Genomic DNA, 15,172 nt, shown 5'->3' with positions numbered 1-15,172 from the left:
CGGATAATTGCTGTTCTACCGGACAAAATAACCAAAAGGGCTTATAAATGCAACAGGGCTTTTACCCGCTTTAGCTGTGGCGTGGTGACGCGTGTTTTGTCATAAGCCAGGTAGTACGTCTGACAGGAGGCATCAGCGTCTGCCCAGAGTTGTTTCAGCTCCTTTTTGCCCAGGTAGTCTTTTACCAGGTAGTCCGGTACAATGGTGACACCGTTGCCGGCGGCCAGCGCCCTGAGGATGCCTTCATAATCCGGGATAACAAAGCGGGGTTTTATCTGCGGGCGTTTATGGAAATTCTCCTGCCAGAAGCGGCGAACAGGAGGAATATCGCTGCTATAAGCGTACCATGGCTGTTCGTATAGCCACGCTTCCGCTGCCGCCATGTCCTTTTTCCGAAGGGCCTTACGCAGGCCGCTGTCATCCAGTCCGGCGTTGCCCACCAATATAAACCGTTCTTCCAGTACCGGCTCATACACGATGTTTTTTTCATGCCCGCAGGTGGTGGTCAGCGTAAAATACATCTCATGCCTGAGCACTTTGTCCAGCAGCTGCCGGGGATCACCAAATTCAAAGATGAAGCTGGCGTCCGACTGACTGATACGCGGCGCAATGATGGCCTGGAAAAACTCTTTCGGCGCGCCCACGCAGGTGAGCGGCACTTCCCACGCACAGGTATTGCGGAAGTCCAGCTCTACTTTCTCCAGTTTCTCCACCGCATCAATCACCTCCGTATACAGCAGTTTACCAAAATCGGTCGGTACCATGCGCCGCGGCTGCCGTTCAAACAGCGGATGACAGATATACGCTTCCAGTCCTGCCAGATGCTGGCTTACGTTAGGCTGTGATATCAATAATTCCTGCGCAGCGCCGGTGAGCGTGCCTGTCTGATAGATAGCCTTAAAAGTGCGGAACCATTCAAAATTTATCATACCCCAAAAGTATAATTTTCTTTATAGATTGATATAATTTATGCTATTTTATTTATAGATCAGAAGACACCATCTTTGCCCTATCAAACACAAAAAATAACAAACACCATTATGAAAAGTATATTTACTGTGATCGCCGCCATGGCCATCACCCTTACTTCCTATGCCCAGTCCGGCCTGGACGCACAGCGGACTTCCCGCATTGACGATGTCATCAACCGCCATATAACAGCCGGCCATATTCCCGGTGCCACCGCCCTGGTTATCCGTCACGGGCAGGTTGTGTACAACAAGGCTTTCGGTTATGCCGATGTAGCATCCCGCAAAACCATGCAGACAGACAACATCTTCCGCATCGCTTCACAAACCAAAGCTATTATCAGTCTGGGTACAATGATACTATGGGAAGAAGGGAAATTCCAACTGGACGACCCGGTGTCCCTATTCATCCCCGCCTTCAAAAACCCGCGGGTGAAAGTGTCCTTCAACCCGAAAGACAGCAGCTATACTACGCGGCCGGCTACACGCGAAATCACCGTGCGCGACCTGCTCCGTCACACCTCCGGCATCGCCTACGCCGCCGTGTTCAGCGATCCGCAGATGCAGGCCATCTATGCTAAAGCAGGTGTGCCCAGCGGTGTCGGCACCATGGTTTCCGACCTGAAGACAAAAATCAACCTGCTGGCGCAACAGCCGCTGATGCATGACCCAGGGCTGGCCTTTACCTACGGCCTCAATACCGACGTACTGGGTTATCTCATCGAAATATGGAGCGGTCAGCCGCTGGACGTGTTCCTGCAACAGCGGGTATTTGCTCCACTGGACATGCAGGACACCTATTTCCACCTGCCGCCGGCCAAACAAAAGAAACTGGTAACCCTCTATGAAGACGTAAACGGCAAAATGCTGCCCGTCACCCATCCGATCTATGAAGGCGTAGACCCGCTGTATCCCAACCGCCAGGGCACTTACCTCTCCGGCGGCGCCGGCCTGGTGTCCACCGCGGCAGACTATGCCAAATTCCTGGCGCTCTTCCTGCACCATGGAAAATACACCGACCAACATGACAACACCAGCAAAAAACTGATCAGTCCCGCTACAGTGGCCCTCATGCTGACCAACCAGCTGGAGAAAGGCGTACGTCCTTCTCCCCTGCCCGCCCAACCGGAGCCTTTCTGTTTCGGCCTCGGCTTCGCACTGGAAACAGCGGCCAACGACCACCTGATGCCCTACAGCATCGGCACCTTTAGCTGGGGCGGCGCTTTTAATACCCACTACTGGGCCGATCCCAAACAGGACCTGATCGGCATCCTCTTTACACAGGAGTATTTATCACCGTACTGGAGCATTGGCGATGAATTTAAAGTGGCCGTGTATCAGGCGTTGGAAGATTAAATGACATCACAGGAAATAAAACGGGACCGATATGATGATATCGATCCCGTTTGCCTGATCTGATATAATACCCCCGTGATTTTTCGTATCTTTGCAGCCGTCATGTTACAGTTTTTATCATACAACACAAAGCAACACCGCCTATTTTCCGCTCCTGTAGCGGAAAAAGCTGCTGTCATCTCCTTCTGTTGCTTCTGTAAAAAGCTGTACTTCATTTCCAATTTCAAGGACTTCCATACACAAGCCCCGGGCTGTTGATCTGACGGCCGTATACCGGGGGCCCCGTACTTATAGCGTTATTTTCATTCGTTTCATTTCCGGCGGAAGTGAAGCGGTTTCTTTTTTTACATCCAACCGTGATGCATCATGTACATTGACATTTGCAAAAAAGAGATCAGGCAGGTAAACAAGACAGCTATTTTACAACAGACGGCGTATTGGTCGGAGGTGAAAAGCCGGCAGGGCTGGGAAACCTGCGCCTTTGATTTTAAAGTGCAGCGACAGGCGTTGTTTGCCGGCGCTGCGGAACATGGTTATATAGAGAATGACGTACTGGTGATCCTGCGGCAGATCAGCGACGAACAGTATATCGCGTATGTGCCCTATGGACCGGAGATAGAGCCTGATACCGACTGTCAGGGCGTTTTCCTGGAAGAGCTGTCTGAGAGCCTGCGGCCGCTGCTGCCGGAGCAATGTATCATGATACGTTATGACCTCGCGTGGCAGTCGCATTGGTCAGGCGAAGCGCAATACTTCGATGAAAACGGCAGCTGGCTGGGCCCTCCGGCCAAACAAATGCAGGAGTTGCGTTTCAACTACAGCACCCGCGGCCGGAACCTGAAAAAGTCGAATACAGACATCCTTCCCTCCAACACCATTTTTATGGATTTGAAGAAAGATGAGCGGTTGTTGCTCGACAGTATGAAAACGAAGACCCGGTACAATATCCAGCTGGCAAGCCGCAAAGGCGTGCAGGTAAAGGCCGCCGGGCTGGAGAATATCGATACATGGTATAACCTGTACGCACAAACGTGCGCACGTAACGGTATTGTGCAGGAAGATATCGGTTATTTCAGGACCGTGCTGACCGCCCGTGCCAATAACAGCACATCCCCTGCCGATGTGGAGATGCTGCTGGCCGAGGCCAATGGTATTCCGCTGGCGGCCATGTTCCTCGTGGTAGCGGGCAACCGCGGCACTTATCTTTACGGCGCCTCCTCCAATACGCACCGGAACTATATGGGCACTTACCTGCTGCAATGGGAAGCCATGCAGCGGGCTAAACGTAAAGGCTGTACGGAGTATGACTTCTTCGGCGTATCTCCCACCCCCGATCCGCGACATCCGTTATATGGCCTGTACAAGTTCAAAAACGGCTTCGGCGGAGAACTGTTTCATCGCATGGGCTGCTGGGACTATCCCCTGCTGGAAGCCCCGTATACCACCTATACCGCCACAGAACTGTACAGCAAAGGATATCACCGGTAGCAATTACGAATTACGAATTACAAATTACGAATTAGGGTTTTCCTAATAGGGAGGTTACTAAAATAACAGGTTTAAAATGGGTCCTCCATTCGTAATTCGTCATTCGTAATCCGTAATTGATTACATTTGTCCCCATTCGTTATAAATATAATTTATTTTAAATATAACCGGAAAATGATGAAGAAGCCAACTTTCTGGGGAGAGAACCTGAGAATTCTGCGCACGCGGAAAAAGCTCTCACAGCAGCATCTGGCCGATCTGCTGGGCATCAACAGAAACAAAATTACAGCACAGGAAAGCGGTAAAACACGGAACCCACGGCTGGAAGACCTGGTATTGATCTCTGACTTTTTCCGGGTGGACCTGGACACGTTCATTAAAAACGATCTGCAACAGGCTACGGAAGAACAACTGCTGGAGCTGGAAGCCGGTAATACGGTCGACTTAACGGGCAGGCATATACGCATTTTGCCCATTACAGTTGACCAGGACAATGAAGAAAATATGGAGTATGTGTCGGCACGCGCCAGGGCAGGCTATCGCAGCGGGCACGCAGATCCGGAGTTCATCGCTGGCCTGCCCAAGTTTTCCCTCCCGGAACTGCCCCGTGGCAAAACCATCCGCATGTTCCCCATCTCCGGCGATTCTATGCAGCCCATCCCCGATGGCAGCCACATCATCGCCCAGTACCTGGAAGACTGGTCACACCTGAAAGACAATACCGCCTGCGTACTGGTACTGAAAGGCGGAGAAGAGGATATTATCTTCAAACTGGTAACCAGCCGCATTAAACAAAAAGGCACGCTGCTCCTGCGTTCCCTCAACGAAGAATACGCCGATTTTGAAGTGCCCATCAATGAAGTGGCGGAAATATGGACTTTTATTGGCTATCTGAGCAAACAACTGCCGGAAGTAACAGCCATGCAATAATAGCACCGATGATATCCCGGGGTTACGCCCCGGGAAACTCCCCTTCTCTTTTTTTCAGGTTAGCCTTTCGTCCCACGTTATAAATCTTAAGCCCGCAAAGATATAAAAATAAAGAGGCTGCCCTGTTTGCAGGACAACCCCTTGTTCTAGCAACCGCAACAATTGCTTAGTTATAGTTCACAGTAACCGGGAACGGAATACTGGTAGTGTACAGGCCGTTTACCTGGTTAGGGCCTACGAACAGGGTAGCTCCTACGTTCAGTGCCTGAGAGCCGCCAGTCAATACGCCACCGGTGATCACCGCCGGAGAGCTGGTGAAGTTAGTGGCCAGCATGAAGGCGCCTGCATGTGTAGTATTGTGCAATACTACAGGAATAAGTGGCAGTGTGATAGCGTAAGAATAACCATCTTCACCTGCTACAGAAAAAATTGCAGGGGTAACTGTGCCTGCGGTAGACAGGGTGGAAACACCACCTGTTGTGGTACGAATACCGGCAGGAGTGATTTTCAGGGTGCCGGGAATCGGAGACGCAGCCAGAATACCGAAATTCAGGTCCAGCGTTTTAGTCAGGGTAATGGGAGTGATGACAGTTGCAGAAGCATTGGCTGTTGCGGTAGCGGATGTCTGGGCAACTGCTGTTGCGGCGAAGAATACAGAAATGATAGCCATTAATGATAACACCTTTTTCATAAAATTTGGGTTTTAAATAATGAATAAATAGATAAATGATTAAATAGATAAGTGATGAAATAAAAAGTTTGGGGTTAATCAAATGCGAACTATTTGGGTGGGTTAGCGGATAGAATCGGGCTAAGTTTAAACATCAGTCCATCGACGACGTCGCCTTCGGGATTTTGTTTAATGGTAACGGTTATTTCAGCGGGTTGGGCTGTCATATGCAGGCGCTGCAGCTGCGCCGGGTCCAGGCTTAAGGTATAGGTGCCCGGACGAAGGCCAAGGTAGCTGAAATAACCGTCGGTTTCCGTGAGTACGGAGGCAACTGTGTGACAGTCGGTATCCAGCACGTTGATCCGGATACGGGACAGTCCTTGTTTTTGGGTATTCCTGACCATGCCGGCTACTTCACCGGAAACGGTCACAGGTATTTCTACCGGCTTAAACTGATTGGGCAGCGCGGTCACCCCGATGGCGGTATGTTTCAGTTGCCATGCAACGGAGCTGAGACCGTCAGGATTTAGGCGTATCAGGTATTTTCGGTAAGGTTCCAGGTTAAAGACACGGTAAAGGGTATCTTGTTTGTCGAACACGGACAGGCCGCCGTTGACCTGTATGGAAAGCCCGTCCACCTTGGGCTCACCGGCATCTCTTTTACCATTGCCATTGATGTCAAGGAAAGCCAGCACCGTCAGTTGCGCACGTCCTACACTGCCTACATTGCTGGTCATCAGGTAATGGCTTTCCCGGTCATAGAGCAGGCTGCCGCCTGCTGAAGCGGTGAGCGATGAATTGCGGCCTGCTATCATGGCGCTCATACCCGCTTTGGCAAATCTGAAATCATAACGAAGGGTAATGCCACCAATAAACTGCTGGTAGAGAAAATCCCTTTCGAAAGAGAGTCTTACGTAGGTACGTTGCCTGATGTTGCGCTCCAGTTCCACGCGGGCGTTGGAAAACTGGTGGCTGTCATAGGAGTACTGTACCCGGGGCATGACAAACATATTGGAGAAGAGCCGGTACGTTTGCGACAGAGTGCTGTAAGCCACTGGCGGTGCGTCTTCCCGGAAATTACAGAACGTGGTCACATTGGTGTTCACACGGCCGATAGTGCCGGAAGTGATCCATTCCACGGTAGTATATTTCACGGAGGGAATGGAAGGCGTCAGCGGAATTTTTTCTGTAGTCGGGACCTGTTCTGCCGGCGGCATGGTGATTTGATCTACCGTTAGCCGGGAGAACAGGGAAAAATTGGGTTTTCTGATAGGTAGCATTATTGAGAGCTTGCGTTCTTCCTGGTAATTGTATTTCACTGCCTGCTGTCCCGGTTTATAGCGCAGGTACTGTGCTTCTATTTCCATTTCACAGGGCATGCGCCAGAAGAGAGAGGCTTTGCTTCTCACATCGTATGCGTATTCACCGCTGAAGATCAGGTTGTCGGTCAACCGCCACGCGGCATGCATGAAAGGGATCGGTTTCCCGCCGGGAATAGAGGAGAGATATTCTGTGCCGGCGCCAATGGTGATACGTTTGGTGATACCGTAGTGAACGGCGCCCATGGCGTAACGGCTGCTTTGTCCGTCGAGTACGATACCGCCGGTCAGCGTGTATTCCATTTCACCGGCAGGCAGGAAATTAAAAGGCACCATAATTTCCCGCTGCTCGGTGCGCACCTCACCAAAAGGGCCATAGAATCGGAGCGTCACGGTGGTATTGCCATAAATGATGGGCACATTGAAGGCAAAGAAACCGGAAGCATCGGCCTGCTGGTAATCGACCAGTTCATGGTTAATGTACAGCTCAACTTTCCAGCCAGGCGTAGTAATGTCGGTTAACCGGTAGGTACCGAAGGCACTCCTGTTAAGCGTGGGTGCATTGGTAAACTGCACGCCCGCTAACGGGTACAATACGGAGGCGATTGCCATATTATTGATCTTGCCTACGGTAACCTGCCGTAACAATGGATGATCATTGTTCACATAATGCCACATGAATTGCTGATTGCGAACGTCCAGGTTTCCATCGATATAATTCATTTGCAGGTTGGTTTCGCCGCCGGCCACCTGGCCGCCGAGCGACAGGTTGAGGTTCAAGCTGGTGGCGTCCTGTTGCGTAGTGGTCATCACTGACCAGTCGGCCGCATTAATGCTGAAAGGCGTAGCTTTTCTGCGGATAACGGTATCCGCTTTCTCCTCTCCTTTCAACCGGTTAATATTATCACGAAGCTTCTGTTGTTTCATTTCACGGATTACAGGCAGCTCGCGTTTAGTCGTCATGGCCACATACAGATCGCGGAAGCGGAAAGCGCAGTTCACCCCGAACACATCGGCCCAGCTGGCGGAGCGGAGATAGAATCCCGCAGGCGTGCAGATAAGTTTTTGAGCGTCCATGGTGAATGTCTTTTTATTATAGGTGATCGTATGTGTTGATTTGTCGATGATAAATTTGTCTTCCGGGCTGATGATAAATCCTGACAGGGTATCAGCCTGGGGCGACAGGGTATTTTTAACTTGCAGGAAATCGAACAGGTCACTCACTGAAAGGTAAACATCCTGGTTACGGATAATGGCGGATATCTCAGCGTTCCCCAATTCCTGCATCCCCACGGTCACAACCAGTTCGTCATCTGAGCCGGGGCTTTGTGCAAGGCAGCTGCCCGATGTTCCGGTGATGGCGCACGCGATGCAGAGCGCGCCGAACAGAACGGGCATGAGCATGTCGTGAAGGTTTTTCATGGTTCATGGTTTCTCATAGCAGGCGGGGTTATTCGCCTGCTAAAAAAGTGATGAAGACCTGTCCGTTATAATTTCCTGAAGCTGTTTGTCCGGGTTTATTGATTGTTAATGTCCCGCCGATATGAATGCTGGTCCGGGGTGTTTTGGTGATGAAAGGCATCGCCGGGTCGGAGCTCTTGATGCGCAGCGACAGGGTGTTGCCTTTGCCGCCTTTCAGCAGGGAGTTGGTTTCCAGGATGGCGATCCTGCTGCCAACGGGCGCTTCCAGTTCTATCACCGCCGGTGAGGCCATGGTCCCTTTTCCGATGGGTATCACATCACCGGTGGTGGTAGTGACGCCGTCCGCGTTGACGGTGATGGTGCCGCCGCTTTGACCGGTGCTGAAGGTACCAAAACTGAGTTGCTGAACGATGGTGGGCGTAACCTGGGCCACTGCGGGCAAACAATGCAGCAAACATAAGATGCCCGTCACAGCCCACCCTGCCGGGTGCTGTACAAAATGCATACACATGATCGGGAAATTGCGAAGGGGTTAAACAATCGTCTGTTTATCTCAGCGCAGGAACATCTCCTGTTTAGCCAGGGTGGCTGGTTTACCGGAAGCCGTTTCGTAGCTTACTTCCAACCTGCCCTGATGATAATTGAGCTTAGCCGTGTTGTCGAGATCTATCCTGACTTTTCTTTTTAACAGCGGTGTATACACCGCCACTCCTTTTACCGCGGCGGCACGCGTTCGCTGGCCTGACGGCGAGATGTAATCGATCGTCAGATCGCCGTAGGCCGACATATTGCCGCTGCGGTTCAGCGCAAACATCACCTGTGGTTGTTTCGGGTCTTTGAAATCCAGGTCCATGTCGGAGATAACGACCAACGTGGAATCAGCGCCCACACGGATGATGACGGGGATGGTGACACCAAATACGGGGACCAGTTTGACTTCCAGGTTACTGGTGTCTTTGGGCCGCATCGGTGTTTCACCGGCAGGTAAGGGAGCAGGAACAGCCCTGAAATAAACGTGAGATCTGTACTCGCCGGGAGGCAGGCTACCCGTGTTGATGGCCTGCAGTTTCACGGCTTGTGATTCTTTGGGTGCAATGGTAACGGTACGGGGAAAAATACGGAGGTTAGCGCTTGCAAAGCTCTGTCCTGAATCCGGTTGCTCAATGTTTTCAAAAGAACCGTCTTCCTTCATTCTGACCTGGACAAAAGACACCTGGTAGGTGGCCGTGTCCGCGCCGGTATTGGCGAGGCCCAGGTCCTGTGTTCTTTTGGAACCATCAAACACCACACGTTTGGGATAAATCATCAGGTTTCCCTGCGCATGCACAATGACCGTGTGCAGTAACAAAAAGGAAAGGGTGAATGCGGTAGCAAAGATTATCTCATATCTCTGCTGCACGCGCAGGGTCAGGCGCTTCATAAGCATGGTAGCATACATCTTTCAAAAAATTTTTGGGTTGCGGGATAGGGATACCAAAGGCCTGCACCCAGGTGAAGTACAGGACCTTTTGGTTTTAAGCCGGAATTGCCGATCAGTTACTTTTGCGGTTACCCGTCACCTGTTACATCTGCAATTTCAGCATTGATCATACTTCGTTCCCTGAAAGCGGAAGCGCTGCGGGTAGCATCCGGAGCCGGTTTCACCACACCAGCTGTCCCGGAAGGTGCCATGTTACCAAAACCGATGTTACCGTAGGCCCGTGAGCAGCGTACAGGAGCCGCCACGATGGTGGAAGCATCAGCTGTAGCCGTTGTTACCGGTGCCTGCGCGAAGACCTTACAGGCCCACGAGACCGCGACAGGCAGGGTCACGGAAAGGATCTTCTCTTTCATAAGAAGCCAGATTTAGACAATAAGCAAATCTTAAAAAACGGAAAATAAGCAGAGTGCGGTCAGGGATAAGCGCTACACTTCCTTACACACGAAGCATACATACATAACAATCACATGCACTCGATACATCTGTATTCCCAACAGACACCAACGGACAATACTGATAACAGTAACCGCAGCGTAGGGATATTTTATCGGAAAAAAACCTATGGAATTGATATTTCAGGATATAGCCAATCTTAGTATAAGTATAGTATTCCGGGGTACAATGTCAATCAAATGTTTTGGGACAACTTTGGGACAACCAGAAAAAAACAGACTGTTTGGATAAGTGAAGCGAAGATAAATAAGAATTCTATTTCACCAAATTTTTTTTCAAAAAAAATCAAAAGATTAACAAATACCCACAGCAAAACACCACAAAACAAGCCACCACACTATATTACAGGCCAACAAATAAAACAAACCTATCATTAGTCCTCCTGACTATCATATAAAAAGTGATTTTTTACATACTGATCGGCTCATCAATTTTTTCACGTATATACGTTACCGTTGTATCGGCACATTTCGCCATCACTTCCATCACTTTTGCTTCGGTCACGGCCGTGCCGGTGTACTGCAGCGTCGCCTCGAGCAGTGTTCGCCAGGTGGCAAAAGGCTCCGGAAATTCCTTGCCGTTAAATTCAATGCCCAGCTCGTCTTCCATCGCAAACAACAGCTCCACAAAACCCGCATACCAGCTGTTCTCTGCCGCTATCCTGCGCATCCGCTCCACCTCTTCCGGCGGATTTACCTTAACAAACCCGCATTCCCTACAACGAACTTCCGGCTGGCACATGTCCCATGCCTTGTAATAATTTTTGGCGCCGCACTGCGCACAGATATGTAACCACGGTCCCATCTACTGTTTTTTTATTCACGCGAAGATAAGCCAGGCCGTTGATCTTTTTGCAGCGGACCATCGTGGTTGTTTACCATTTTTTGACTTTGGGGAGATGAAAAAATTATCACCAAAAAATAAATTTGTAAGCATTTACTTACATTTCCTATATTTGTAAGCAAATACTTACATAATGGAGAAACGAAGGGACATCTATCAGGCCATAGCAGACCCCACCCGGCGGGAGATCATCTCGCTGATAGCCCGTCAGTCGATGAACCTGAACGCCATAGCAGACAACTTCGACGCCAGCAGGCCGGCCATCTCCCAGCATATTAAAGTGCTTACGGAATGCGGGCTGGTCATTATCCGGCAACAGGGCCGCGAACGCTATTGTGAACTGAAAATAGACAAACTGAAAGAGGTAACTTCATGGGTGGAAGAATGCAACAAATACTGGAATGCAGCCATCGACTCCATGGAGGATTATTTACAGCAATTACAAACAAAAAATAAAAAACATGGCAAACAGCAATAATCAGGATACGTTCATCTCCCGTATCATCAACGCGCCACAGGAGCTGGTTTTTGAAGCATGGACCCAAGAAGAACATCTGCGGCACTGGTACGCGCCGAAAGGGTGCACCGTCCACTTCGCCCATGTCGATATCCGCCCCGGCGGCAGCTTTCTCTCCTGCATCCGCAACCCGGAAGGCAACTATAAAGACTGCTGGTGCAAAACCACCTTCCTGGAAATCATCCGCCCTGAAAAAATCGTCTGCACGCTTCAGGTGGCAGATGCAGGCGGAAACCCCATCTCCGCCCGCGATGCAGGCATGGACCCTGACTGGCCGGATGAAACCATCCTGACGCTGACATTCACACCGGAAGGCGACAAAACCCTGTTCACCTTACACCAGACAGTCAATACGGCATTGGCTAAACGAACAGGCGCCTACCCCAGCTGGATACAGATGCTCGACATACTGGAGGCACACCTGCAACCCGCAGGCATCCGCTAATCCCCCAAACACAAAAACAAATATATGCTTACAAGTATCCTTCTGGCCATGACCATCAGCAGCGCCATGCCCGGAACAGCCATTCCTTTGTCTAAAACCACCGTACAAACGGATACCACCAGTGCTTACGCCACGGTCAACGGTATTAAAATGTATTACGAAATACATGGCAGCGGCAGCCCGTTGGTATTAATCCATGGCGGCGGTTCCACCATCCGCACCACTTTCGGCGAAGTGCTCAACGATTTTGCACAACATCACCAGGTGATAGCCGTAGAGCTGCAAGGCCACGGGCACACGGAAGCACGCCCCGGCCCCACCACCTTTGAACAGGATGCCGATGATGTGGCCGCCCTGCTAAAAACACTGCACATTCAACAAGCGGATATCCTAGGCTTTAGCAACGGTGGCTGTACCGCGCTCCAGATCGGCGTCCGTCACCCGGAAATGGTACGCCGCATTGTGGCCATTTCCTCCTTCTACAAAAGAGAAGGCCTGCCCCCGATGTTTTGGGACATGATGAAAAAAGCCCGTCTCAGCGATATGCCGCAACCTTTTAAAGACGGCTTTCTCGCTATTCGCAACGACCCTAAAGCATTACAGACAATGTTCAACCAGGACAACGGCCGGATGCTGGCTTTTAACGACTGGCCCGATGATATGGTCCGCTCCATCAAAGCACCTACACTGGTACTGATCAGCGACCAGGACGCCATCACGCCGGAACATGCCGTAGCCATGTACCGGTTGCTGCCGAAAGGCCGCCTCGTGATCATGCCAGGCCAGCACGGTGAATTCCTGGGTGATGTATTGACGGCCAAACACCACAGCCACACTCCACAGATGGCAGTGGCCCTGATAGACGACTTCCTGAACGAATAATAAAAAGCCGGAGTCATCACCCGGCTTTTCACTATTTTGTCAGCGCGGTCACCATCGCCTGCACATCGAACACAAAAAACCTGTACTGACCGTATACCTGCTCAATTTCGCCGGTACGCTTGCGACCATCCATTAAAATCCTATTTTTACGGAGACACAAAACAGGAACCCATGCCCAACCTCCCTACAGACCTGGCCCATCTGCTGACAGGTATATCACCCGAACCCATCACCATCGGTTATTCGGCCGCCAGCGTGTACCGCTATACGAGCGCCCACAGCGTATTTTACCTGAAAACACAACCTTCCGGACAAGGGCTTCGCCGCGAATATGAAGTACTCACCTGGCTGCAGGACAAGCTGCCGGTGCCGGTGATACAGTATTTCAGCGCCCACGATGCCGTCGATTACCTGCTCACCACTGCTGTAGACGGCGAAATGCTTTGCGCTGACAGTTACCTCGATAATCCTGAACTAACAGTAAAACTGCTGGCCGACGGCATCCAGCTGCTGTCTGCGCTTCCTATTGAGAACTGCCCCTTCGACAACAGCCTGGAAAAGAAATTAACAGCCGCAGCGTATAACGTAACACACGGACTGGTAGACACCTCTGACTGGGAAGACAATAACCGCTTCGCTACGCCGCAGGCACTCCTGAATTATCTTATTGCGCATAAACCTGCCGCCTATACGCCTGTCTTCACGCACGGCGATTACTGTCTGCCGAATATCTTCGGTAAACAAGGACAAGTGAGTGGTTTCATTGATATCGGCGGCGCTGGTGTGGCAGATATATACCAGGATATAGCGTTATGTGTGCGGTCACTGAAGCATAACTTCGGAACGGATGATTATGCAGGGATGTTGTTTGAAAGGCTGGGGATGGAGCGGGATGAGGAAAGGGTGGCGTATTATGTGATGTTGGATGAGTTGTTTTAGCAATGCGAATAATCTGGAAATTAACAGTTATAAACATCCTTCTCGTGGTATCGCCAAACGCAATACCACGAGAAAAGCTTTTGAGGTGGTCGCAAAATGCGACGGCGTTTCTATTCTATTATCTTAAAACTCAGTGCCATCTCTTCAGTGACCTTTTCATAGAGTTTAGTTATGTCATGTTGCAGCGAAAAAGAGACTATTACATAGAGTGTGTCAGTAAAAAGTTTTTTAACTTTAAACTGACAATATGGAAAAGCAAAACTTTGATTTCGAAGCCTTCAAGAAGCAAGCGGCGAGCCGTTTGAAGAACGGAGATACGCTTTTAGGTAAGGACGGCGTGCTAACGCCGTTGCTAAAGGAGTTTCTTGAAGGCGCCCTGGATGGTGAGTTGGAAGCGCATATTGAAGATGAAGGAGATGCCAACCGTAAGAACGGAAAAGGGCGTAAACAGGTAAAGACCGCCATTGGGTCGGTAGATATTAACCCGCCACGCGATCGTAATGGGACATTCGAGCCTGAGATAGTTCCCAAACGTCATAAAACCCTTGGGGTAGATTTGGATCGACAGATCATTTCTTTATACACCCGTGGAGCCAGCTACAGCGATATCTGGGATCACCTGATGGATATGTATGGCTTGGAGGCTTCTACAGCCACGATAAGCCGTGTTACAGATAAAATTCTGCCATTGATACAAGAGTGGCGCAGTCGCCCTCTTGAGAGGGTTTACCCGTTCGTCTAGCTGGATGCCATCCATTATAAGGTCCGCCATGAGGGACGGGTTATCAGCCGCGCTGTTTACTGCATTATAGGCCTTAATCAGGAGGGCTACAAAGAGTTGCTGGGTATGTATGTCGGGGAGAATGAAGGTGCTAAATTCTGGCTGCAGGTATTGACAGATCTACAGAATCGCGGTTTGGAAGATATCTTCATTGCCTGTATAGATAATCTTCAGGGCTTTGCTGATGCCATAGAAAGTATCTTCCCAAAGACTGAGGTTCAGCTCTGTATCGTACATCAGATACGCAATTCTCAGAAATATCTTTCCTACAAGGATGTTAAGCCATTTATGAAAGATCTTCAAAACGTCTACAAGTCCACTACTGCTGACCAGGCAGAACGAAGCCTCGATCAGCTGGAATCTAACTGGGGAACCAGGTATCCCAAAGTGATTGAATCCTGGCGAAAAAACTGGCCAAGATTGAGTAGCTATTTTCAGTACAACAAAGACATTCGCCGAATCATGTATACAATCAATATTATTGAAGGCTTCCACCGGCAGCTTCGCGCTGTTACAAAGTCAAAGGGCGCCTTCCAGTCGGAAGATGCCCTCATGAAGCTCTTATTCCTTGTCCAGGAGAATATATGTGCCAAATGGAACAAGCCAGTACACAACTGGAATCAGACATTGGCCCAATTATCTATTATCTTTAGTGAACGATTAAAACTTAATCTTTAAT

At 50.1% G+C, this 15,172-nt stretch carries 14 protein-coding genes and 1 pseudogene; 8 read left to right on the top strand and 7 right to left on the bottom strand.

Annotated elements, in window-relative coordinates; all coding sequences use genetic code 11:
- Nucleotides 1-41: 41 nt before the first annotated feature.
- A complete protein-coding gene (locus HGH92_RS30885; protein WP_168874708.1) occupies nt 42-929 on the bottom strand; it encodes a LysR family transcriptional regulator in 888 nt (295 codons plus the stop codon).
- A 111-nt stretch (nt 930-1,040) separates the two neighbouring features.
- On the opposite strand from HGH92_RS30885, the gene HGH92_RS30880 reads away from it, so the two are divergent.
- From HGH92_RS30880 to HGH92_RS30870, 3 genes are all read left to right on the top strand, one after another.
- A complete protein-coding gene (locus HGH92_RS30880) occupies nt 1,041-2,324 on the top strand; it encodes a serine hydrolase domain-containing protein (RefSeq protein WP_168874707.1) in 1,284 nt (427 codons plus the stop codon).
- Nucleotides 2,325-2,690: 366 nt separating this feature from the next.
- Nucleotides 2,691-3,812 (top strand): lipid II:glycine glycyltransferase FemX, encoded by a 1,122-nt coding sequence (locus HGH92_RS30875; protein WP_168874706.1) that lies wholly within the window; start codon nt 2,691-2,693, stop codon nt 3,810-3,812.
- A 174-nt stretch (nt 3,813-3,986) separates the two neighbouring features.
- Nucleotides 3,987-4,742 carry an XRE family transcriptional regulator gene (locus HGH92_RS30870; protein WP_168874705.1) on the top strand — a complete coding sequence of 252 codons (756 nt, stop codon included), beginning with the start codon at nt 3,987-3,989 and terminating at the stop codon, nt 4,740-4,742.
- Nucleotides 4,743-4,908: 166 nt separating this feature from the next.
- On the opposite strand, the gene HGH92_RS30865 is transcribed toward HGH92_RS30870, so the two are convergent.
- The 6 genes from HGH92_RS30865 to HGH92_RS30840 form a co-directional block, all read right to left on the bottom strand.
- Nucleotides 4,909-5,433, bottom strand: a complete 525-nt coding sequence (locus HGH92_RS30865) for a DUF4402 domain-containing protein (protein ID WP_168874704.1) — start codon at nt 5,431-5,433, stop codon at nt 4,909-4,911.
- An 89-nt stretch (nt 5,434-5,522) separates the two neighbouring features.
- Entirely contained in the window at nt 5,523-8,153 is a 2,631-nt protein-coding gene (locus HGH92_RS30860) for a carboxypeptidase-like regulatory domain-containing protein (RefSeq protein WP_168874703.1), read from the bottom strand.
- Between the two features lie 28 nt (nt 8,154-8,181).
- Nucleotides 8,182-8,664, bottom strand: coding sequence for a DUF4402 domain-containing protein (locus HGH92_RS30855; RefSeq protein ID WP_168874702.1), 483 nt, complete (start codon nt 8,662-8,664; stop codon nt 8,182-8,184).
- Nucleotides 8,665-8,706: 42 nt separating this feature from the next.
- Nucleotides 8,707-9,591, bottom strand: coding sequence for a molecular chaperone (locus tag HGH92_RS30850; protein ID WP_168874701.1), 885 nt, complete (start codon nt 9,589-9,591; stop codon nt 8,707-8,709).
- 110 nt (nt 9,592-9,701) lie between these two features.
- Nucleotides 9,702-9,986, bottom strand: a complete 285-nt coding sequence (locus tag HGH92_RS30845; RefSeq protein WP_168874700.1) for a hypothetical protein — start codon at nt 9,984-9,986, stop codon at nt 9,702-9,704.
- A gap of 508 nt (nt 9,987-10,494) precedes the next feature.
- Nucleotides 10,495-10,890, bottom strand: a complete 396-nt coding sequence (locus HGH92_RS30840) for a hypothetical protein (protein WP_168874699.1) — start codon at nt 10,888-10,890, stop codon at nt 10,495-10,497.
- A gap of 172 nt (nt 10,891-11,062) precedes the next feature.
- On the opposite strand from HGH92_RS30840, the gene HGH92_RS30835 reads away from it, so the two are divergent.
- The 5 genes and pseudogenes from HGH92_RS30835 to HGH92_RS30815 all read left to right on the top strand — a co-directional run bounded on the left by HGH92_RS30835 (nt 11,063) and on the right by HGH92_RS30815 (nt 15,171).
- Nucleotides 11,063-11,407: an ArsR/SmtB family transcription factor gene (locus HGH92_RS30835; RefSeq protein ID WP_168874698.1), complete on the top strand. Its 345-nt coding sequence runs from the start codon at nt 11,063-11,065 to the stop codon at nt 11,405-11,407.
- On the top strand, nt 11,391-11,891 hold the full coding sequence (locus HGH92_RS30830) for an SRPBCC domain-containing protein (RefSeq protein WP_168874697.1): 501 nt from the start codon (nt 11,391-11,393) through the stop codon (nt 11,889-11,891). Before HGH92_RS30835 ends, HGH92_RS30830 begins: the two co-directional genes overlap by 17 nt.
- A 24-nt stretch (nt 11,892-11,915) precedes the next feature.
- Nucleotides 11,916-12,773 (top strand): alpha/beta fold hydrolase, encoded by an 858-nt coding sequence (locus tag HGH92_RS30825; protein WP_168874696.1) that lies wholly within the window; start codon nt 11,916-11,918, stop codon nt 12,771-12,773.
- Nucleotides 12,774-12,944: 171 nt separating this feature from the next.
- The gene (locus HGH92_RS30820; RefSeq protein ID WP_168874695.1) at nt 12,945-13,712 is read left to right on the top strand and encodes an APH(3') family aminoglycoside O-phosphotransferase; all 768 of its coding nucleotides are present in this window, start codon (nt 12,945-12,947) and stop codon (nt 13,710-13,712) included.
- A gap of 247 nt (nt 13,713-13,959) precedes the next feature.
- Nucleotides 13,960-15,171 (top strand): annotated as a pseudogene (locus HGH92_RS30815) (IS256 family transposase).
- Nucleotide 15,172 lies beyond the last annotated feature (1 nt).

Source organism: Chitinophaga varians, from assembly GCF_012641275.1.
In the GTDB taxonomy this organism is placed as follows: domain Bacteria; phylum Bacteroidota; class Bacteroidia; order Chitinophagales; family Chitinophagaceae; genus Chitinophaga; species Chitinophaga varians_A.
The sequence above is the reverse complement of the archived record's forward strand: the minus strand, read 5'-3'. Positions and strand labels throughout refer to the sequence as shown.